Annotated in this window: 20 protein-coding genes and 1 tRNA gene; 13 read left to right on the top strand and 8 right to left on the bottom strand. The window is 59.5% G+C overall.

Going from position 1 to position 20,814, the window contains the following annotated elements:
- Nucleotides 1-12: 12 nt before the first annotated feature.
- From JJ917_15175 to JJ917_15190, 4 genes are all read left to right on the top strand, one after another.
- Complete coding sequence (locus JJ917_15175) at nt 13-906, top strand: DUF692 domain-containing protein (protein ID MBO6700169.1); 894 nt, start codon at nt 13-15, stop codon at nt 904-906.
- On the top strand, nt 896-1,720 hold the full coding sequence (locus JJ917_15180) for a putative DNA-binding domain-containing protein (protein ID MBO6700170.1): 825 nt from the start codon (nt 896-898) through the stop codon (nt 1,718-1,720). The genes JJ917_15175 and JJ917_15180 overlap by 11 nt, the downstream gene beginning before the upstream one ends.
- 33 nt (nt 1,721-1,753) lie before the next feature.
- Nucleotides 1,754-2,341, top strand: coding sequence for a DoxX family protein (locus tag JJ917_15185; GenBank protein ID MBO6700171.1), 588 nt, complete (start codon nt 1,754-1,756; stop codon nt 2,339-2,341).
- 62 nt (nt 2,342-2,403) lie between these two features.
- The gene (locus JJ917_15190; GenBank protein MBO6700172.1) at nt 2,404-3,468 is read left to right on the top strand and encodes a low specificity L-threonine aldolase; all 1,065 of its coding nucleotides are present in this window, start codon (nt 2,404-2,406) and stop codon (nt 3,466-3,468) included.
- Here the strand turns inward: JJ917_15190 and JJ917_15195 are convergent.
- Entirely contained in the window at nt 3,465-5,435 is a 1,971-nt protein-coding gene (locus JJ917_15195) for a Rieske 2Fe-2S domain-containing protein (protein MBO6700173.1), read from the bottom strand. The two genes, JJ917_15190 and JJ917_15195, sit on opposite strands and share 4 nt — an antisense overlap.
- The gene (locus JJ917_15200; protein ID MBO6700174.1) at nt 5,432-7,042 is read right to left on the bottom strand and encodes an alpha-hydroxy-acid oxidizing protein; all 1,611 of its coding nucleotides are present in this window, start codon (nt 7,040-7,042) and stop codon (nt 5,432-5,434) included. The genes JJ917_15195 and JJ917_15200 overlap by 4 nt, the downstream gene beginning before the upstream one ends.
- Nucleotides 7,043-7,272: 230 nt before the next feature.
- Between JJ917_15200 and JJ917_15205 the strand changes: the two genes are divergently transcribed.
- Nucleotides 7,273-7,710, top strand: a complete 438-nt coding sequence (locus tag JJ917_15205; GenBank protein MBO6700175.1) for a universal stress protein — start codon at nt 7,273-7,275, stop codon at nt 7,708-7,710.
- A 59-nt stretch (nt 7,711-7,769) separates the two neighbouring features.
- Nucleotides 7,770-9,287, top strand: a complete 1,518-nt coding sequence (locus JJ917_15210; GenBank protein MBO6700176.1) for an alanine:cation symporter family protein — start codon at nt 7,770-7,772, stop codon at nt 9,285-9,287.
- Between the two features lie 122 nt (nt 9,288-9,409).
- Here JJ917_15210 and JJ917_15215 read toward each other — a convergent pair whose 3' ends face one another.
- Together JJ917_15215 and JJ917_15220 are read right to left on the bottom strand one after the other, a co-directional pair.
- The gene (locus JJ917_15215) at nt 9,410-10,951 is read right to left on the bottom strand and encodes an acetolactate synthase large subunit (GenBank protein MBO6700177.1); all 1,542 of its coding nucleotides are present in this window, start codon (nt 10,949-10,951) and stop codon (nt 9,410-9,412) included.
- A gap of 186 nt (nt 10,952-11,137) precedes the next feature.
- Nucleotides 11,138-11,704, bottom strand: a complete 567-nt coding sequence (locus JJ917_15220; protein ID MBO6700178.1) for an Hsp20 family protein — start codon at nt 11,702-11,704, stop codon at nt 11,138-11,140.
- Between the two features lie 251 nt (nt 11,705-11,955).
- On the opposite strand from JJ917_15220, the gene JJ917_15225 reads away from it, so the two are divergent.
- Nucleotides 11,956-12,345, top strand: a complete 390-nt coding sequence (locus JJ917_15225; GenBank protein MBO6700179.1) for a hypothetical protein — start codon at nt 11,956-11,958, stop codon at nt 12,343-12,345.
- Between the two features lie 194 nt (nt 12,346-12,539).
- The gene (locus JJ917_15230) at nt 12,540-13,613 is read left to right on the top strand and encodes an alpha/beta hydrolase (GenBank protein ID MBO6700180.1); all 1,074 of its coding nucleotides are present in this window, start codon (nt 12,540-12,542) and stop codon (nt 13,611-13,613) included.
- A gap of 6 nt (nt 13,614-13,619) precedes the next feature.
- Here JJ917_15230 and JJ917_15235 read toward each other — a convergent pair whose 3' ends face one another.
- Together JJ917_15235 and JJ917_15240 are read right to left on the bottom strand one after the other, a co-directional pair.
- Nucleotides 13,620-14,450, bottom strand: coding sequence for an inositol monophosphatase family protein (locus tag JJ917_15235; protein MBO6700181.1), 831 nt, complete (start codon nt 14,448-14,450; stop codon nt 13,620-13,622).
- A gap of 417 nt (nt 14,451-14,867) precedes the next feature.
- Entirely contained in the window at nt 14,868-15,761 is an 894-nt protein-coding gene (locus JJ917_15240; GenBank protein ID MBO6700182.1) for an N-formylglutamate amidohydrolase, read from the bottom strand.
- Nucleotides 15,762-16,078: 317 nt separating this feature from the next.
- On the opposite strand from JJ917_15240, the gene JJ917_15245 reads away from it, so the two are divergent.
- The 5 genes from JJ917_15245 (at nt 16,079) to JJ917_15265 (ending at nt 18,666) form a co-directional block, all read left to right on the top strand.
- Nucleotides 16,079-16,438 carry a response regulator gene (locus JJ917_15245; GenBank protein MBO6700183.1) on the top strand — a complete coding sequence of 120 codons (360 nt, stop codon included), beginning with the start codon at nt 16,079-16,081 and terminating at the stop codon, nt 16,436-16,438.
- Nucleotides 16,439-16,504: 66 nt separating this feature from the next.
- Nucleotides 16,505-16,579 (top strand) — tRNA-Val (locus JJ917_15250).
- Nucleotides 16,580-16,788: 209 nt separating this feature from the next.
- Complete coding sequence (gene ykgO / locus JJ917_15255) at nt 16,789-16,914, top strand: type B 50S ribosomal protein L36 (GenBank protein MBO6700184.1); 126 nt, start codon at nt 16,789-16,791, stop codon at nt 16,912-16,914.
- 121 nt (nt 16,915-17,035) lie between these two features.
- Nucleotides 17,036-17,665 carry a hypothetical protein gene (locus tag JJ917_15260; GenBank protein MBO6700185.1) on the top strand — a complete coding sequence of 210 codons (630 nt, stop codon included), beginning with the start codon at nt 17,036-17,038 and terminating at the stop codon, nt 17,663-17,665.
- Nucleotides 17,662-18,666 (top strand): alpha/beta hydrolase, encoded by a 1,005-nt coding sequence (locus tag JJ917_15265; GenBank protein MBO6700186.1) that lies wholly within the window; start codon nt 17,662-17,664, stop codon nt 18,664-18,666. Before JJ917_15260 ends, JJ917_15265 begins: the two co-directional genes overlap by 4 nt.
- Nucleotides 18,667-18,668: 2 nt before the next feature.
- On the opposite strand, the gene pyk is transcribed toward JJ917_15265, so the two are convergent.
- Nucleotides 18,669-20,108: a pyruvate kinase gene (pyk, locus tag JJ917_15270; protein MBO6700187.1), complete on the bottom strand. Its 1,440-nt coding sequence runs from the start codon at nt 20,106-20,108 to the stop codon at nt 18,669-18,671.
- A gap of 13 nt (nt 20,109-20,121) precedes the next feature.
- Nucleotides 20,122-20,517, bottom strand: coding sequence for a DUF1036 domain-containing protein (locus JJ917_15275; GenBank protein MBO6700188.1), 396 nt, complete (start codon nt 20,515-20,517; stop codon nt 20,122-20,124).
- Between the last annotated feature and the right edge of the window lie 297 nt (nt 20,518-20,814).

A 20,814-nucleotide genomic window follows, 5' to 3' on the forward strand; every position in this document is an offset into this window, starting at 1 on the left:
CCAGGCTGACCCATGTCCCGCATTACGCTCGCCCCGCCCTCGCAACCGATGATCACTGATGCCCTTGCCGGTGTCGGGTTCAAGCATGAGCATGCCGAAGAGGTGTTCAGCGGCGATCACGACGTGGCGTGGTTCGAAGTTCACCCTGAAAACTACATGGGCGAGGGCGGCATGCCGCATCGCCTGCTGACTGATCTGCGCGAGCGCCTTGGCCTGTCGTTGCACGGCGTTGGCCTGTCCATTGGTGGTGAACGTGCGCTCGATAAAGAGCATCTGGCGCGGCTCGCTGCGCTCAACGAACGCTACGAACCGGACCTTTTCTCCGAACATCTGGCCTGGTCGAGCCATGATGAAGGCTATCTCAACGACCTTCTGCCCTTGCCCTACACCCAAGCGACGCTGGACCTTGTCTGCGATCATATCGACGAGGTGCAGGAGGCGCTGGGCCGCACCATCTTGCTTGAGAACCCCTCCACCTATGTGGTGTTTGAGGGTTCGCAGATGAGCGAGACTGATTTTCTCAAAGCGATCGCCAAGCGCACTGGCTGTGGTCTGCTGCTCGACGTCAACAATGTGTTTGTGTCGGCCACCAACCACCAAACCTCCGCTGAAGACTATCTGGCTGATTTTCCCGTCGGTCATGTCGGTGAAATCCACCTGGCGGGTCACGCGTCGGTCACTTTGAGCGATGGCGCGCAGTTGCTGATCGATGCGCATGACCGCGCCGTCTCCGATCCTGTCTGGGCGCTTTATGAACAACTGATCAAACGCATTGGGCCCCGGCCAACGCTCGTCGAGTGGGACAATGACGTGCCCGCTTTCAATGTGCTCGCCCATGAGGCAGCGCAGGCGCAGGCGATCCTTTGCAGGAACGACCCGATTCTGGGTTGCCGCCATGTTGCTTGAGATGAGTGCGCGCCAGCACCATCATGGTGATTTCGCCGCTGCGGTGCTCGATCCGGACAAGCCTGTTCCTGACGGTATTGGTCGTGCCAATGGCGCGGACCCTTTGGAAGCCTTCAACGTCTACCGCAACAATGTGGTGGCCAGTCTAGCCGACGCGCTGAAGGGTGCCTTTCCTGTCACGTCGCTATTGTTGGGCGAAGGGTTGCAGCGGGCTCTGATGGCCGATTTCGTGCGCGCCCACCCGCCAAAAACTGCTGTGCTCTCCAGCTATGGTGGCGATTTTCCGGGCTACCTCGCGCAACATCCCGCGACAAAGGCTCGGCCCTTTTTGGGCGATGTAGCGTTGCTCGAACGCCGCCGTATCGAGGCCTATCATGCCATTGATGCGCCGGTTTTTGATGGCGCAATACTTGGCGGTGTCGATCCGGAGATCCTGTCGGCCGGCACCTTGATGGTGCATCCAGCGGTGCGGCTCGTGTCCTCACGCTTTCCTATTGCCACGGTCTACGCCATCGAGAAGGCAACGCTGGATGGGGTCGCGCCGCCAGTGGATCGTTCAACGGTCGATATGCGTAAGGGCGAGGCGGTCTTAATCGCGCGTCCGGTCTACGACGTCTCCTCGCAGCCGATCGGCAAGGGCGATTTTGCTTTCATCAAGGCCTGCGCGCGCGGGGTCCCCTTTGGGGCGGCGGCCCAAGATGGGTTCCAAGCGGACCCAGCGTTCGATCTGCAAGCCAGCCTGGGGCTTTGTCTCACTGCCGGCGTGTTCACCGCCTTCCATTCGACACCCTCTTTTACTAAGACGCTGGAGTAGTTCCCGATGGCTTCCGTAGAACAGTCTGAAACCATGAGTGTACCTCCCGCTCCATCCGATTCTCCGACCCTGATTGGCAGTGTGCGTGCCGTCTGGAAAGACATTACCGACGCCATCGATTGGCTTACGGCGGCTTGGCTGCCTGGGCTTGTTGCGCGGTTTGTTTTTTTGGCGACCTTGTTCGGCTATTATTGGAACGCGGCGCTGACCAAAATCGATGGCAGCATCTTCGAGCTTTCCACCGGCGCCTATGCACAGATCATCCCTCCCATCATTGAAGCGGCAGGCTATGACAAAAGTGCTGTCGCTCTGCCTTGGACGGTGTTGGTCTATGCGGGCACCTATGCTGAGTTTGTTCTGCCGGTGCTGTTGGTGATCGGCCTGTTCGGCCGCCTTGCCGCCCTTGGCATGATCAGCTTCGTGATCGTTCAATCTTATGTCGATCTGACGTTCCATGGTGTGGATGCCGAAACAGCGGGCGCTTGGTTTGATCGTTTTCCCGACTCGATCATTTACGACCAGCGTCTGCTTTGGCTCTTCCCGCTGATCTATCTGGTGCTCAAAGGGCCAGGTCTTTTGTCGGTCGATGGACTGCTTGGCCGGATGTTCAAAAAAGCCTGATCCGGCTTGGTTCGGATTGGCCACGGTGATAGAGCCGTCGCCAACCGAACCACGGAGCAGCCATGTTTTTTGGAAGTGACAATTGGGCAGGGGTCTCGCCACTAGTGGCTGAGGCCCTTTCTGCTTGTGCGGGCGGGTTCGCCAGCGCCTATGGATCGGACGACCTGACGACCCAGACCCGCGACGCGCTCGGCACGTTCTTTGACCGCGATGTGGATGTGTTTTTCACCGCTACGGGCTCTGCCGCCAACATGCTTTCCTTAAGTGCGGTGGCTCGCCCTGGGGGCGTGGTGTTTGCCCACCGCGATTCGCACATTTTGGTCGATGAGGCTGCCGGGCCAGAATCGTTGGTCGGCATGAAGCTGCATGCCTTGCAGGGTCGCCTGGGCCGCATCAATGCCAAGGAGCTAACAGAAGCGCTTGCCACATATCCGCGCGAACATGTGCATCGCGGACGCGGCATCGCCGTCTCGATGACGCAGGGCACCGAGCTTGGTACCACCTATTGCGTGATGGATGTGGCTGCCATTGGCTCCATTGCACGCCGTAACAACCTCGTTTTGCACATGGATGGCGCGCGCTTTTCCAACGCGCTGGTGGCGCAGAATGTGACCCCGGCGGCGCTGACCCATGAATCCGGTGTCGATCTACTCTCGCTTGGCTTCACCAAGAACGGGGCCTGGGCCTCTGAGATGGTGGTGAGTTTCCGCGAAGACCTGCGTGACGATCTCACCTACCGTCAGAAAGCCATGGGGCAGGTGTTTTCGAAAAACCGCTTTGCCGCCGCGCAGGCGCTCGCCATGCTGACCGACGATCATTGGAAGGTGCTTGCCACTCACGCCAATGGGATGGCAAAAAAACTTTCAGACGGCGTGGCCGCGCTGGAAGGCTGCCGTCTTGCTGCGCCGACCGAGATCAACGAGGTTTTTGCGATCATTCCGCAGGCGATGGCCGACAAGCTGAAGGCTGCCAGTGCGATCTTTGCCGATTGGCCCAAGGACACCGCCGAGACCGATATTGCACCGGGTGAAGGCGAAGTCATGATCCGTCTGGTGGCAAGCTTTGCCACCACCGACGATCATGTCGATCAGTTCCTTGAGGCCGCGCAACGCGCCGAGGCCGCCTAAACTAGCTCAGCGTCCGTCATCACCTCAACTAGGGCCGGGCCATCCACGGCCAAGGCCTTTTCGAGCGCGGCTTCGACATCCTCACCCTTGGTGACCTTCGCGCCGTGTGCGCCGCAGAGCTTGGCGAAGGCGGCAAAAGATGGGTTGACCAGCGACGTCTCCCAAACCGGCCATTCGCCGGAACGCTGTTCCTTTGAAATTTTGCCCAGCTCATCATTGTGGAGCAGCACATGGGTGATATCCATGCCGTATTTCACTGCTGTTGTGAGTTCCATGGCGTACTGTCCAAACCCGCCATCGCCAGATATCGAGATCACCTTGCGGCCGCGAAATTCTTCGAAGTCTTGGGTGGCAGCCCAGGCGCCCATGGCGGCGGGCAACGCAAAACCAATTGACCCAAGATAACCCGACATCATGACGTGCTGACCCTTGGTCTCGAAATACCGACCAAAGGAATAGGTGTTGTTGCCAACATCAACGGCGATCAAAGCATCTTTCGGCGCAACGCGCGACAGGGCCTCGAAGATCGCCACCGAGTGCACGCCGTTTGAGCCTTCTTCGCGCAGGCGGTTGTTTTTCTCCTCGCGCCACATCTGCCAGCGGTCGGCAAGCTCGCCGATCTGGTCGTCGGCCTCGGGGTTGCTTGCTGCCTTGGCTGAAACCGCGCCACAGAAGGCGCCAATCTCGCCCCAGACCGGTAAGGTGACCGGGTGGAACTTGCCAAGCTGCATCCGTTCGAAATCCACCTGGATGGTCGGTTTGCTGCGTTCGATCCCGGTGTGGTTGGAGAAGGATGCGCCAAGAACGATCTGAAGGTCGCATTCGTTCATGAACCAGCTGGCGATCGGCGTGCCTGACCGTCCCAACACGCCGCCAGCGTTGGGGTGGTTGTCGGGGATGAGGCCTTTGCCCTTGAAGGTGGTGAGCACCGGGGCGCCGAGCGTTTCGGCAAGCGTGATTATGCCCTCGCGCGCGTCCCAAGCGCCGTGACCGATGATGATGAGTGGGCGTTTGGCTGACGCGATCATCGTCAAGGCTTCCTCGACATCCTCGTCGGCTGGTTTGACGACCGGGCCGCTCACCCTGCCTTTCGGCGAGGCAGCGGGTTTGTCGCTCGGCAGCGTTTGGACGTCATCGGGGAAGATCAGATGCGCCACGTCGCGTTCAATTAGCGCTGTCTTGATGGCCAATGACGCCAGCTCGGTGTGGTTGGACGTGGAAAGCACCGGCTGGGAGAATTTGCTGACGGCCTGGAAGGCCGATTTCAGATCGATGTCCTGAAAGGCGCCGGGCCCGAACACCTGGGTTTGCACTTGACCCGTCAGGGCGAGAACCGGAGCACGATCGACCTTCGCGTCCCACATGCCGGTCAGAAGGTTGGTCGCGCCTGGTCCGGCGATGGTGAGGCAGGCGGCAGGCTTGCCGGTGAGTTTGCCATAGGCGGACGCAGCAAAGCCGGCCGCGCCTTCGTGGCGGATGCCGATATAGGCCATGTCCCCGTCCGCCGTGCGACGGCGGATCGCGTCGGCCAGGCCAAGATTGGAGTGACCAACCATGCCGAACACGCGTTTGACGCCCCAATTGACCATGGTTTCGGCCATTGCGTCGGTGACCGTGCGCGTGTGGTCTGGTTCCGGCTCAAGCCCGACAAAGACTTCACCGTCGCGCACCTCGACCGGGTAGGTCTTTTGACCGCTATCTTCATGACCGCCAGGGGGCGCACCGGTCAGCGGGTCAAAATCCCAGCCGTGCCAGGGGCAGCGAATCCAGCATTTGTCATCGACGCCGCGCTCGATCGAGCCTTCGCCAAGCGGGCCGCCTTGGTGCGGACAATGATTGTCCATCGCGGCCCATTGCCCGTCGAAATGCGACAGGCAGAGGTAAAGGTTGCGGGCCGAAACGGTTTTCACCCGTCCCTCCGGCAGGTCGTCGACCTTGCCAACGCTGATCCAGTCCAAGTCGCTCATGCCACACCTCCATAGGCAACGCCCGATAGGGCGGCCATTTCCTTTTTCCAGGTGGTCAGATCCTCTTGATTGAACTCTGAGAGATGATTGTGACCGCACGCGCGCGCCATCACCTGCATGAGCTCGACCGAGGCTTCTAAAAAGTTGGTCAGTTGGCGCGCTGATTTTTCCACGATGAGGCGATTGACCAGATGCGGCTTTTGGGTCGCGATCCCAACCGGGCAATTGTTGGTGTGGCAGGCGCGCATGGCGATGCAGCCAATTGCCTGCATGGCCGAATTGGAAAGCGCCACCGCGTCGGCGCCGAGCGCCATGGCTTTGATGAAGTCAGCTGGCTTGCGCAGGCCACCGGTGATAACCAGCGTTACATCGCCTCGGTCCAAAAGGTCCAAGTGCCGCCGTGCCCGTGCCAAGGCCGGGATGGTCGGCACCGAAATGTTGTCGCGGAACAGGATGGGAGCTGCGCCCGTGCCGCCGCCGCGGCCATCGAGGATGATGTAGTCCACGCCGACCTCAAGCGCTGCGTCGATGTCCTTTTCGATGTGTTGGGCGGAGAGCTTGTAACCGATTGGGATGCCGCCGGTGCGGTCGCGGACCTGGTCGGCGAAAGCTTTGATTTGGGAGGGATCAGTCCACTCAGGAAAGCGCGGTGGCGAGATTGCATCTTCGCCCTCGGGGATGTCACGCACTTCGGCGATCTTGCCGGTATTCTTTGACCCGGGAAGATGGCCGCCGGTGCCGGTTTTTGCGCCCTGTCCGCCCTTGAAATGGAAGGCTTGGACTTTGGCGAGCTTGTCCCAGTCGAAACCGAAGCGAGAGGAGGCCAGTTCATAAAAGTAACGCGAATTGGCCGCCTGCTCCTCCGGCAGCATTCCGCCTTCGCCGGAGCAAATGCCCGTGCCGGCCAGCTCCGCGCCGCGCGCGAGGGCGATTTTTGCGGGCTCCGACAGAGCGCCAAACGACATGTCGGAGACGAAGAGCGGGATTTTAAGCGTTAGCGGTTTTTGCGCATTGGGGCCAATGACCACCTCCGTGCCAACAGGATCATCGTCCAGCAGCGGTGGCTTGTGCAATTGGGCGGTCAGCAGCTGGAGGTCATCCCAGCTGGGAAGCTCATCGCGCGGCACGCCCATAGCTTCGACCTTGCCATGGTGGCCGGTCTTGGAGAGACCATCACGGGCGTAGGTTTGGATGAGCCCTGTGAGCGGTTCCTCGTCGGTGCCGTGCGAGGTGTCGGCATAGAGCCCAAGATAGGCATCACGATTGAACGGTTGCGGGTTGTCCTTGGCCCAAGCGGAGATTTCATCGGCGTCCGCGCAAACCTCGTCACCTTCGATCCAGGATGAGAATTTCGGCAGCTTTTCATCATTGGCATATTCCGACACGCCGGTGTCGAGCCGGTAGTCCCAGTCATGGACCCCGCAGATGAGGTTCTGACCTCGGACGAACCCGTCGGCCATCAGCGCGCCACGGTGCAAACATCGCCCGTAGAAAACCGAGACGTCATCATCGAACCGAACCACGACAAGATCGACCTCGTCGACCAGAGCATAGGCAGGTTCGCGGTCGGCCAGTTCGCTTAAGCGTGCGACAACGGTTTTTTTCATCGTTGGTGTCCCCCGGATTGACCTACCACCTTCACGTGTGTGGCGCCGGGGTCAAGGCGAAGCTGGCAAGGCCATCTGCCGCTACGTTCCACGACCTCGGTTCGTCATGCTTTCCATGGGGAAAGCCCTTAAGTCTTCCGTATAGATACCGACCTACGTAGTAAGGGGTTGCACGGTCTAGTTGTGCGCATGACGCTCCGATTGCACACATTGCAAACAGGGAGGTGGGCATGCCCACAAAAATCATAATAGGCCTGGATGGCGCGGGTTCGGGGAGCAGAGCGCTTTCCTACGCCGAACGCCTGGCCACACTGATCGGCGACTGCGAATTGGTCGTCGTTTATGTGATCGAATGGTCGCCCTTCTCATTCCAAACGGCGGAAGAAAACGCCGAGCGCCACAAGCGCCGTGAAGAGGAACTGCAGATCGCCCATGAACGCGTGGTCGATCCAGCGGTGAAGACACTGACCGATGACGGTTTTAAAGCCAGCGGCATCGTACGCCATGGCGACGTTGCCGACACGCTCAACGCCATCGCCATGGAGCAAAAGGCCGACCAAATCGTTGTCGGGCGCTCCTCTGAAGGCGGCTTTGCAAAGCGCATTTTCGGTAGTTCAACAAGCAACCTTGTGATGCATGCAAGCATGCCCGTCACGGTCGTTGGCTAGGGATAGAGACCATGAAACCCACTTTCAAACCATGGCTCGCCGTCTGGCTTGCCACCTTGATGGCCGCGCTGACGGCCAGCCCTGCTTTCGCACAGGAAGCAGCAAGCATCGACCAACGTGTCAATGAAATTTTCGCGTCGGCAACAGGACCTTTTGTGAGCCTTATCTTTGCGCCGTTCCCAGGCACATCTTTTCCTTGGATCGTTATGTGGTTGGTGATCGCCGCAACCATTTTCACGCTCTATTTCGGCTTTGTGCAACTGCGCTTTTTCTCGCACTCCATCTCATTGGTGAAGGGCGATTATTCGGACCCCAACGACGCTGGCGAGGTCAGTCACTTCCAGGCTCTTGCAACAGCCCTTTCAGGCACTGTTGGCCTTGGCAACATTGCTGGTGTTGCGGTGGCTGTCGGCATCGGCGGACCGGGGGCAACGTTCTGGATGATCTTGGCGGGTCTTCTCGGCATGGCGTCAAAGTTTACCGAATGCACGCTCGGTGTGAAGTACCGCAACGAGTATGAAGATGGCACTGTGTCGGGCGGACCGATGTACTACATGTCCAAGGGCTTTAGCGAGCTTGGTTTGCCGGGCGGAAAAATTCTCGCCGTCCTGTTCTCGATCTTTTGTATCTTGGGCGCACTGGGTGGCGGCAACATGTTCCAAGCCAACCAAGCCCACGCTCAAATCTCCGGCATTGTCGGAGATTATCCAGGCTGGATCACAGGTTTGGTGTTTGCCACGGTTGTCTTCGCGGTGATCGTTGGCGGTATCAAATCGATCGCGCGGGTAACCGAGAAGGTCGTGCCGTTCATGGGCATCATGTATGTCGGTGCGGCGCTCATCATTCTGTTTGTCAATTACGACATGATCGGATGGGCATTCGCGCAGATCTTCGAAGGTGCGTTCACTGGTCTTGGTGTTGCTGGTGGGTTCGTCGGCGCGCTGATCCAAGGGTTCAAACGGGCGGCGTTTTCCAATGAGGCCGGTGTTGGCTCTGCGGCCATTGCCCACTCGGCGGTGCGTACCAAGGAGCCCATCACCGAAGGGTTCGTATCGCTGCTTGAGCCGTTGATTGACACTGTGATCATCTGCACGATGACCGCGTTGGTGATCATTATATCTCAACAGTTGATCACCGATCCTGAGACTGGCCTTTACGTTCTCAACGAGGCTGGAACAGCGGTAGCCACCGTGGACGGCAATTCAGGCGTGGCACTTACCTCAGCCGCTTTTGGCTCTGCGATAAGCTGGTTTCCGTTCGTGTTGGCGATAGCGGTAATCCTGTTTGCCTTTTCGACGATGATCTCCTGGTCCTATTACGGCCTGAAAGCTTGGACCTATCTGTTCGGTGAAGGCAAAACCACTGAGCTGATCTTCAAGCTCATCTTCTGCGTTTTCGTCGTCATTGGCGCAGCGGCGAGCCTTGGCCCGGTGATCGACTTCTCCGACGCAGCGATCTTCGCCATGGCGGTGGTCAATATCTTCGCGCTCTACTTCCTGATGAAGCTTGTGCGCAAAGAGCTTGCTTCTTACTCGGAGCGCTTGAAGTCCGGGGAGATCAAGAAGTTCAAGCACTAGCGATCAAGGCAGCGCCGGGGTCGTTGCTGACCTTGGCGCTGCCTGAAGACAAAACGACAAGAAGGCCCGGCATCATAGCTGGGCTTTCTTTTTGATCTGCGGCGTTTTTCGCAGCGAACGCTTTAGATCGTGGCCTCGATGAGAAATGGCCCGTTTGTGGTCGCCGCTTTGGCCAGCGCCGCTTCAAAGCCCTCTTCGGTCTCCACCTTTTCCCCCGGAACACCATGGCCAGCCGCCAGCGCGACCCAGTCGAGCAACGGATCTTCAATGTCAAACATGGCGCGGGCATTGCGACCAGGTTTCGGTGCGCCCTGCGCTTCGAGCTCGTGATGCAGGATCTGATAGCCGCGGTTGGCAACTATCACGAAGGTGATGTCCATGCGCTCGCGGGCTGCCGTCCACAAACACTGAAGTTGATACATGGCCGACCCATCGCCTGAGACGGCAAAGACCGGGCGATCGGGGCAGGCGACGGATGCGCCGATGGCATTCGGCAAACACTCGCCAATCGAACCACCGGTGTTGTTGATCCGGTCATGAGGTGCAGCCTTGTTGACCGATGGCCAGATATCAAAACCGGCGGTGACCGCCTCGTTCACCAGGATCGCGCCCTCAGGGATGGCGCGGGCGAGACCACGTCCGATACCTTCGGCCGTCAGTGTACCCTTCTGCGCGGAAGGAACGGTATGCTCGATGCGAGTAATGGTTTCGTTGCCATCAACGCCCACGGCATCGGCCAAGGCTTGCAGGGTCCACTCCACATCCCAATCGGGGAAGCATAGCCTTTGGATCGCGCATCCCGGTGGTTCAGGCGTTGAAGGTTTGCCGGGATAGGCAAAGAAATTCACGGGAGGATCAGCACCGACGAGAACAATGCCGGTCACATCCTGAAGCATCTCAGCGGTTGCATCGGCTGGATAGGGCAGAATCTCAAAGGCCACCGCCCCTGCGCCAAGCGCGATACGCGGCGCAAAGAAGGGTGCGAGCAAACGGCAGCCGGTCCGTGCCGCAATCTGTCCGACCAAGTCGGCGCTAGGGCCGAAAAGCGCAGGGCCGTTGGCCAGAAGCGCAGCACCTGGTTCGCTTAGCGCTTTGGCAGTTGCAGCGACGCGCGCCTCATCCGGCCGGTGTTTTTGTGCTGGTGGCTTGGCCTTCGTTGGCCCAGAAACGCTGTCACCCCAGGCTGCATCGGCCTGCAGGATGACGGTCGCGATCTGACCATTGCGGGCAACGCGAACCGCGTCAGCGCCAAGTTCGGCCACCATCGATCCATCTGTGGCGCGCCGCACCCAATGGGAAACAGAGCTCGCAACACCATCCAAATCGGAGGTCAGGGGCGCGTCATGCTTCAGATGATAGCCTGCATGATCGCCGACAATGTTGACGATGCCGGAGTGACCTTTGCGTGCATTGTGCAAATTGGCCCAGCTGTTGCCAAAGCCTGGCCCAAGATGGAGCAAGGTCCCGGCCACATTGCCGCTCATCCGCGCATAACCATCCGCTGCGCCGGTCACCCCACCTTCAAAAAGGCAGAGAATGCAGTGCATGTCCGGGTGGGTGTCCAAGGCCGCCACGAAGTGCATCTCCGACGTGCCGGGATTGGCGAAACAGACCGTGACATCCGAGGCCAGCAACGTTTCGACCAAAGCTTCAGCACCATTCATGACGACCCCCTTTTTGACTGGCCGCACTTTTCACCAGATGATGCCGAAGGTCCATTACGACTTGCCCAGGGGCTAGACATCTTCCCTGCAAGGCCCGCGTTCGCGACTGGATGACAAAAAAAGCCCGGCGTTTCCGCCGGGCTTTCGCGTTTGAGCCCTAGGGAGTTGGCTCATCGCTTGGATTGTTTATGCCTTTTGGGCGTCCACTTCGATGGCGGCGGTGTCGCCTTTGCCATTGGTGGTGCCGTTGGAAATCGAGATCTTGCGCGGCTTCATCGCTTCGGGCAGCTCACGCTTCAGCTCGATGTGAAGCAGACCGTTTTCCATCGAGGCGCCAGCCACCTCGACATAATCGGCAAGCTGGAAACGACGCTCGAAATTGCGGGCTGCAATGCCGCGATAGAGGATTTCGCGGGTGTCGCTGGCAACGTCCGCCCCTTTTTCACCGCGCACATGCAGCGTGTGGTTTTTGGTTTCCACATGCAGCTCATCGGGGCCGAAGCCGGCTACCGCCATGGAAATGCGGTAGGCGTTCTCGCCGGTGCGCTCAATGTTGTAGGGCGGATAAGAATTTGTCTCGTTGGAGACCTGCTGGTCGAGCATGGAAAAAAGCCGATCAAAACCAACGGTCGAACGATAAAGGGGCGAATAATCAACACGCATGAGTGTTCTCCATAAGAAGCAACAAGTTGAGGTTGGGCGCCTGCGGCAATGCCGTTGAAACAGCGTCGCGATCCCACTTGGCCATCGCATCTGCCACCTGCGCAGAAGGCCCGTTTGGCGCCTTCGATCCTATAGCTGCGTATTGTCCGACGCGATTTCAAGGGGTGTCGATTGCAAGGTTTTGCAGTCTGTTTATACCCGCCTTTTTTCCCTGAACCGAATATGAACGCGCGCTTCCAAATGGGTTCAGGGGCCGGTCGCTAGTTTCTGATCATCGCTGAGGCAAGCACCACCTGCTTCCACCCTTGGTTGCCCAGCACAGATGGTTTGAGGAGACGATGATGACCAACCGCAAAACCCTGATCAAAACCGCAATCGCCGGTGTGCTGGCTCTTGGTACGCTGACCGGTGGCGCTAACATGGCCCAGGCGAACAACTTCTCGTTCAGCTGGTCGACGCCGCAAGGCACCTTCACCCTTGGGCCGAACGGTCACCACTTTCAGCCCCGCTACCACCAACCGCGTTACCACCAACCACGCCATTATCAGCGCGAACAGCTTCGCCCTCGTCAGGCGCGCCGCATTCTGCGCCAGGCTGGGTTCCGGGACATCTCGTTCCTGCGTGAGCGCAACCGGGTCTACGTGTTCGAAGCTCGCGGCCAGCGTGGCTACCGCCGGATCGCCGTCAACAAATTCAACGGCAACATCATTTGGCGCTGGGGTCGCCGCTAAGACGGCCTTCGCTCCCCCAGCGCTAACGCAATGGACTTAGACGGTCGCCGATCCGCCCTCCTGGTGGCTTTCTAGGGCCGAGGCTGGTGTCCCCCTTGTGGGACGCCAGCCTTTTTTGTGTGTGGCAAAAACGCCGCTCGGTCTTCACGCGCTCGTTGGTTGCATGGGTTTGAAGAGTGAGGCAAAGAGCGTCGATGGCTGTTGTCCTGCCCAAAATGAGCGACGATGTCGAACGCCCCGAATCCGTTGTCGGAGAAGATGGGGCGTTTCTTTATTGGGTCGACGGTATGCCGATGCAGCGCCTGCAGCGGGTGTTTTATCTCTCGGTGGGTCTGCGTCGAAACGCGCGGGTGCGCGTGGCGCATTTTCGCCCGCTCGGCACGTCCATCGGCACACTGGTGCTGATGCATGGACGCGCCGAATACATTGAGAAATATGCCCACGTTATCGCCCATTATGTGAAGCTCGGCTTCACGGTGGTGACCTTCGATTGGCGCGGGCAGGGGCTTTCCAGCCGGGTCCTGCGGGATGAACCGCGCAAGGGGCATATTCACGATTTCGATGCCTATGTGCGCGATCTGCAGATTGTTATCGAAAAAGGCGTGTTGCCTGACTGTCCACTGCCGCTGATGGGCCTTGCCCATTCGATGGGCGGTTTGATTGCGCTGCATATGCTGGTGCGCAAGCCGCTCTGGTTCGATCGCATGGTGCTGTCGGTGCCGCTGCTGCGTTACAATGTGTCGACCGCTTCGCATGAAACGATCGCGCGCGGCTCAAAATGGGCAACGCGGCTTGGCTTGGGTCAGGCCTTCCCACCAACCGTTGGCGAAACCTTGGCGGGGACCGGCCCGTTCAAAGACAATGCGGTGACGTCGGATCCCAAGCGCTATCGGGAGACGACAGGCATCCTCGCCGACCATCCCGATCTGGGTTTGGGTGGACCGACCTTCGGTTGGCTGCACCGCGTGGCGCGCGGCATGGCGCGGGTGTGGGACCAGGATTTTCTGGACCGGATCAAGACGCCTTGCATGTTCGTTCAGGCCGGCCATGACACGATTGTATCACCGGATGCAATCGAGCGTCTGGCTGCTGCGATCCCCACCGCGACACTGCTTCGCCTGCCACGTTCCAAGCATGAACCGATGTTCGAGCGCGATTCCATCCGCGATTTGTTTCTTGCCGCGACCGAGGCGTTCTATTCAATTCCCGAACTGCGCGACCGCAATCTGAAGCGCTCGCTGGAAAATTTCGACGTCACGCTGCTGTAAAAGCCGTTAGCGCGCTGCGGATGCCAGGATGTTTGTCGCTTCATCCAGCAGCGACCGATCACCAACGGCGAGCACTTGGCCGGACGAGGCTGTGTTGACGTCAGTCAGCGGTGCGCCGCGCCAGTCGGTCACCGCGCCGCCTGCCGCTTCAATAATCGGCACCAGCGGTAGGATGTCATAAGGGCTTAGGCCGCTTTCAACGACAATGTCGGCAGTGCCGCAGGCGATCAGGGCATAGCCGTACCAATCGGTGCCGTAGCGCACATTGCGCGCCTTAGCCTCCAGCCGGTCATAGGCGATGCGTTCTTCGGCATTGAACAGGGCTGGCGTTGTGGTCATCAGCGCTGCTGATGCCAAGCTGTCGGCCTTGCGGGTCGCCATGGGCCGGCTGTCCCCGGCCTTGCTCCAGGTTGCACTGCCGTTGCCCACAGCGCTGAACGCTTCGTCAATAAAGGGTTGGTGGGCGATGCCTGCGACGGGCGAGCCCTCATGCATGAGGCCGACAAGCATGCCCCAGAGCGGAACGCCGGCGACAAAGGCGCGGGTGCCATCAATGGGGTCGATGACCCAAATAAACGGCGCATCGAGACGCACCGAGCCGTATTCCTCGCCGAATATCCCATCCTCGGGAAAGTGTTCTTCGATCAAGCGCCGCAAGGCCGCTTCGCAGCCGCGATCGGCCTCGGTGACCGGGTCGTATCCCCCCTGGTCAGCCTGCTTGTTATCGATGGTGAGCACCGAACGAAAGAAGGGCAGCGTTTCGCGCCGGGCAATCGCCTGCATTTGTGAAAACAAGGCGCTGCGGGCCGCGATGGCGTTTTGCCGCGGATCAATCATGAGGCCAGACCATTGTGATTGGTGATGGTTTGCGCATGCCATGGATTGCGGTGGCGGGCAAATTGAGACGCGCATTTTTGTGGCAGGCTCGTTGATTTACCAGTCCGGTAATTTGGGCATGCGATTGCGATTGGTCAGTTGGGCCTGTGGAAGAAATGCATAGGTATTCGACCTGTTTGGCTAAACATATGTCGATCGTGCGCAACTTTTGTTCGCAGGTGTTGTCCTGACGCGACAATTTTGAGCATTCGGTCAAAAAGCGACGGAATGTTCTTGACTTGCTGCGGTGCACACATCATTTTTGCAGTGCGTCATGGCCCTCCCGGCGTGACGTAATGCCCTCCTTGGGCGTTTCCTCCCTAGACTTGAGCCGTTTGACCTTCGGGTCGAACGGCTTTTTTTTGCGCAGGTGAAGGGTTATTCGGCGGCGGCGCGGTCGATCGGTGCAAACCGCACTACATCCAGCATAAACAGCGCGTCCATCATCTCGCTCAGGGCATCCATCACGGCGTTGAAGCCGGCATTGGGCACAAGCGTGCGCTCATTCATGTAGAGCCCGCGATTGATCTCCAGCTGGACGGCGTGAATGCCTTTATCAGGGCGGCCATAATGCTCGGTGATAAACCCACCGGCATAGGGCTTGTTGCGGGCAACCGTGAAGCCGAGGTCGCGCAGCGTTTCGACAATCGTTTCAGAGATTTCCGGCGCGCAGCTTGCGCCAAAGCGATCTCCGACCACGAAGTCGGTGCTCAAGGTGCCGCTCGCCGTGCGGATGATCGACGGCATGGAATGACAATCGATCAGGGCCGACGCACCGAACCGCACATGGGTCTGAGCCAGCGCGCGGCGAACTGCTGAATGGTAGGGTTTGTAGAGCTTTTCCACCCGCTCCATGGCGTCGGCAATGGGCAGTTTGCGTCGATAAATTGGCTGCCGGTCGCCGACGACGCGCGGCACGGTGCCCAGACCGCCTGCGACGCGTAAGGAGGCGGTGTTGGCAAAGGCTGGAACCGCATCGGAAAACATGCGCGGATCGAGCTCATAAGGCTCGCGATTCACATCGCAATAGCAGCGCGGGAACCGGGCCGCGATCATCGGCGCGCCTTTTTGCACCGCAGGCGTGATCAAACGGTCGACATAAGTGTCTTCGGATCGCCGGAGATCGAGGGTGGAAAGCTGCGAAGCTTCCAGAAAAGCGCGCGGATAGCTGGTGCCGGAATGCGGTGAACCGAAGACGAACGGCACCGTCTGGGTGATCGGCACGAGCAGATCATAAGGCGGTGCGCTGTCGAACGATTCAACGGTGTCCATAAAGGCCCTTTGCTTGAACTTACGGTGGCGAGGTTCGGTCTGCTTGCGGCAGATTTCTTGCCAAACGCATCGAAATTCAGGATCGCAGGTTCGCCCGGCGAAGTCCACTGGGTGCGGTGGTTGCGAATCGGAGCGATTTATCAACCAATTGCATGTTTTGGTGGGGACATTATCGCCCCAATGACGTCCCTTTGCCTTCCCAAGCTCCAGGGAGCGCCGTATGTAGGCGCCAGCGGGCTGATTTCGAATCAAGGGCCCTGGCCTTACAAAGGCCTGCCTCTTTTGGACCTTTGCCGATGAGCGATGAGATTGCAGATATGACGCGGATACTTTTGGCCGAAGACGACAATGACATGCGCCGCTTTTTGGCCAAGGCGCTGGAAAATGCCGGTTATGACGTCGTCTCCTTCGACAATGGGCAGAGCGCCTTCGACCGGCTCAACCAAGAGCCGTTCACGCTGCTCCTGACCGACATTGTGATGCCGGAAATGGACGGCATCGAGCTAGCCCGAAAAGCGACAGCGCTCGACCCGGAAATCAAAGTGATGTTCATCACCGGCTTTGCCGCAGTGGCGCTTAATCCGGATGCCAACACGCCCAAAGACGCCAAAGTTCTGTCCAAACCGTTCCATCTGAAAGACTTGGTGGACGAGGTGGAAAAGCTTCTTGCCGCTTAACCGACCCGCGCCGTCAAAGGCGCTTGCATCGGCCAAACTTACCCGATAAGACCTCGCCACCGTTGAGGGCGCGTAGCTCAGCGGGAGAGCACTTCGTTGACATCGAAGGGGTCGGCAGTTCGATCCTGCCCGCGCCCACCATTCCTGACCCGCTCCGTGCCGGCGTGCTTGGCTACACGTCCTTTGGCTTTGTGCTCGGCTTCGCCTCACACAACCGCGGGTGCCGCTTGACTTTCGCCAGCTGCCTTGGCATGGACTGGCCAAGCTTTTGTGAGGCGCGCAGAGATGCGCGCCCTTTTGTTTGTGGCACCGCCCGATCGTGTGCCGATCTGATGTGAAGGTCCGTTGTTATGAAGATCAAGAACTCGCTGAAATCGCTGATGAAGCGTCACCGCGACAACCGCATGGTGCGTCGCCGCGGCCGCGTCTACATCATCAACAAAACCCAGGGTCGCTTCAAAGCGCGCCAGGGCTAAACGCACGCCTCTTTCGCCATGGGCTTTTGCTCACGGCTTGGTGATTTTGACGAACCGCATGACCTGATGCACACTTCAGGCCATGCGGTTTTTCTATGCCCGAAGCCTGCCTGATTCGCTTGTGGCTCCAGCACTGTGGCTCGCCGCACTGCTTACCTTAGGTCTGCTTGCCCTTCCGGCGCAGGCGTCGGAAAATACAGCCGCCGCATCGACCGGTGGCGAAGAGACGATCCTCACCGATCCCGGATCGCTGGATGGCGAAGACGAACCGATCCAAAGCGTCGGCTCACTGCTTGATGCCTTGGCGCTGAGTGAAGATGGCGAAGCGGCCGACGAACTCTCGCAGCAAATCCAAAATCTCTGGAACCAGTCTGGAAGCGAAACGGTTGATCTTTTGATGCGCCGGGCGAGCGTTGCAATTCGCGTGCGCAACTACACGATGGCGCTTGATCTGCTCGACACCATCATCGCGCTTGAACCGGACTATGCCGAAGGCTGGAACCGCCGCGCGACGGTGCATTTCCTCCGCCAGGATTACGCCCTGTCTATCGCCGATGTTGAACAGGTTTTGCGCTTGGAGCCGCGCCATTACGGCGCACTCAGCGGTATTGGGTTCATTTTGGAGGAGCTCGGTCAGGACCGGCAGGCGCAGCTTTTCCTTTCAGAAGCTTTGCGCGTGCATCCCCATATGAGCCGCACGCGCGAAGTGCTGGGCGCCATTGAGCGACGATTGCGCGGCGCACCCATTTGATCTGGACACTTGTCGTGATATCCGCCGGCGCGGTCGCCCTCTACACGCTGACGCATGTCGGTGCGGCGCGGGTGAATGCGCGCTATCCGCATACGGGCACGCATGTCGATGTGGAGGGCGTCACGCTGCATTGCGTGGCGCGCGGCACGCCATCGGAAACCCGTCCAAGCCTGGTATTCGTTCATGGCGCCAGTTCCAACCACCGCGAGTTTCTAATCGCGGTCGGCGACCATCTTGATCGGCATTTTGGCCAGGATCAGCACGTCATCTTTGTGGACCGCCCCGGGCAAGGCGGTAGCGCGCGGCGACCAGGGGATCATTCACCACGCGCGCAGGCCGACCGCATTCTGGCTGCCGCGCAGAAACTGGGCGCTCCATCGATCATCGCCATCGGCCACAGTTGGGGCGGCGCGGTCGTCGCGCAAATGGCTGTTCATGGCGAAAGCGTGGAGGGTGCGGTGTTCGCCGCGCCGGCAACGCACCCATGGCCGGGTGACCGTTTTCAGGGGGTCGACTGGTATTATGCCTTGGCCGATGCGCCGGTTATCGGTTGGCTCTTCACGCGGTTGATCACGCTTCCCGTCGCTTGGGGCCAGATCGATGATGGGGTGGAGAATGTGTTCGCCCCCGAACCGCCCAAGCCGGGTTACGCTAAGGCGCTCGGTGCCCGCTTGGTCTTGCGGCCGTCCGCCTTCAAAGCCAATGCGGAAGATGTCTATCGACTGCTCCAGTTCGTGATCGAGCACACCCCGAGCTACCGTGAGATCACCATCCCGGTGCGGGTCATTACCGGCGACGAGGATGCCGTTGTCTGGCCGCACTTGCATGCCGATGGTTTGGAACGGGACATTGAGAGCGCCGAGAAGATCGTCATTAAGGGTGGCGGGCACATGCCACACCAGACGCATCCCGAGCTTTTGCTTGAAACGATTGCTGAGGTGATGGAGGCCGCTAGTCAGGCGTCCAAGACTGCAGAATTTGAGCGAAGCGAGTCGGCTTAGCTTTATCCGTGGCTCTGGTCTTCGCGCACAAAGGCGATGCGCAACATGTTGGTTGCCCCGGGGGTCCCAAATGGCACGCCTGCTGTGATGATGATGCGATTGCCGGGGCTTGCAAAGCCCTGGTTCATGGCCACCGCGCAAGCCCGTTCCACCATATCATCAATGTCGGTGGCATCATCGGTCGCGACCGGATGAATACCCCAGATGAGCGCCAAACGGCGCGCGGTACGCACGCGCGGGGTGATGGCGATGATCGGCGTCTGCGGGCGTTCGCGCGCCGCGCGCAGGCCTGTCGCGCCGGAGGAGGTGTAGCAAACCAATGCCGACAGATGCAGCGTTTCGGCAATCTGACGGGCGGCTGCTGAAATCGCGTCGGCTCCGGTGGCTTCAGGTTCGGTGCGCTGGGCGTTGATGATGGAGCGGTAGAGCGGATCATTCTCGGTTTCGATGGCAATCGTGTTCATCATCGAGACCGCTTCATGGGGATAGTCACCGGCTGCTGATTCTGCCGACAGCATGATGGCATCAGCGCCCTCATAGACGGCGGTGGCCACGTCGGAGACTTCAGCGCGTGTTGGCACAGGCGAGTTGATCATCGATTCCAGCATCTGCGTTGCCACAACCACCGGCTTTCCGGCGCGGCGTGCAGCGCGGGTGATGCGCTTTTGCGTTCCGGGCAAGGAGGCAAGTGGCATCTCCACGCCCAGGTCGCCACGGGCGACCATGATCGCGTCGGACAGCTCGATGATCTCCTCAATCTTTTCCACCGCCTGGGGTTTTTCGATTTTCGAGAGAATGCCGGACCGACCGCGAGCGATCTTGCGCACTTCGGCCACGTCCTCGGGGCGCTGGATAAAGGAAAGCGCAATCCAGTCAGCTTCGGCTTCCAGCGCGGCGGCCAGGTCGCGACGATCTTTCTCTGTCAGCGCGCCGCCGGAAATGGTGGTGTCAGGCAGACTGACGCCCTTGCGGCTGGAAAGTTTGCCGCCGACGATCACCTTGGTATCGATGTAGCTCTTCTTGTCGGTGCCGGTGCACTCAAGGCGCAGCTTGCCATCGTCCAGGATAAGCGTGTGGCCGACATCCATGCCGTCGAAAATTTCCGGATGCGGCAGGCGCACGCGCTCCACGGTGCCTGGCTCGTCTTTGGTATCGAGCCGAAATGAGGCTCCGTTTTCCAGCATCACCGCATCATCGGCGAACATTCCAACGCGCAGTTTCGGGCCTTGAATATCGACCAAAATGCCGATGGTGCTGCCGACATCGGCCTCCACTTCACGGATTTTGGCCATCATCGCCCGCATCTTTTCCGGGTCGCCATGGCTCATATTGATGCGGAAGACATCGGCACCGGCAAGGTGCAGCTCTTTGATTTGCTCGACTTCGGAACTGGCCGGCCCGAGGGTGGCGAGGATCTTGACGCTGCGGTTGCGCTTGTGCATGGGCGGCCTGTCGCTACTGGAGGGAGTCTTCGGTCAACTGCACGGTCCAACTGGCCTGCCCGGCGGTGTCCACTTCAAAGAAGCCGGTCGTCTCAAGCCCGCGTTGTGCGCAATCTTCGAATCCCCGAATGGTGAAGATACGTGCGTGTGTACACATATAGTGGCGGCCTTTCCACTCCCCGCCCCGGTCATAGTCAATCGCGTAGACGTAATAGTAGCGCGACACGAGGGTGCCGGAGCGGAGCGTTTCGCACGTGTCGGTCGGCAAGTTCCACCAACCTTCGGAAATCCAGCCTTGGCGGGAATCGTAGCCAAGCGCGACGCCGATCGTGCTGGACGTCTCGTTGCAGACGCGAAAACCGGTCGGGCCGACACCAAGTCCGCTTGGCGCGGCGCTTGCCTCTTCCATGGCGTCGGTGCCTTCAACCAGACGACCCTCGATACCCTCGCTGCCAGCCGTTTCGACCGCCTGGGTGCGGTTGTAGAGCACGTAGCCGCCGACCACCAAAGCCGCGACGGCAAAGGCGGTGACAACAAAGGCAAAGGTCAGGCCCGGCTTGCGGGCGCGTCCTGCGGTGGGATTGAGAAGCCTCATATCGGTCTTATTATCGTTCTCTCATTCAGGTGCAAGCGTCTGCTGGCGCTAAGCGCGGCGCGATTGTTTTCACCCGGCAACGGCACGGCTGAAGCGCAAATCAAGGCGCTG

This window comes from Hyphomicrobiales bacterium (assembly GCA_017642935.1).
In the GTDB taxonomy this organism is placed as follows: Bacteria; Pseudomonadota; Alphaproteobacteria; order Rhizobiales; family MH13; genus MH13.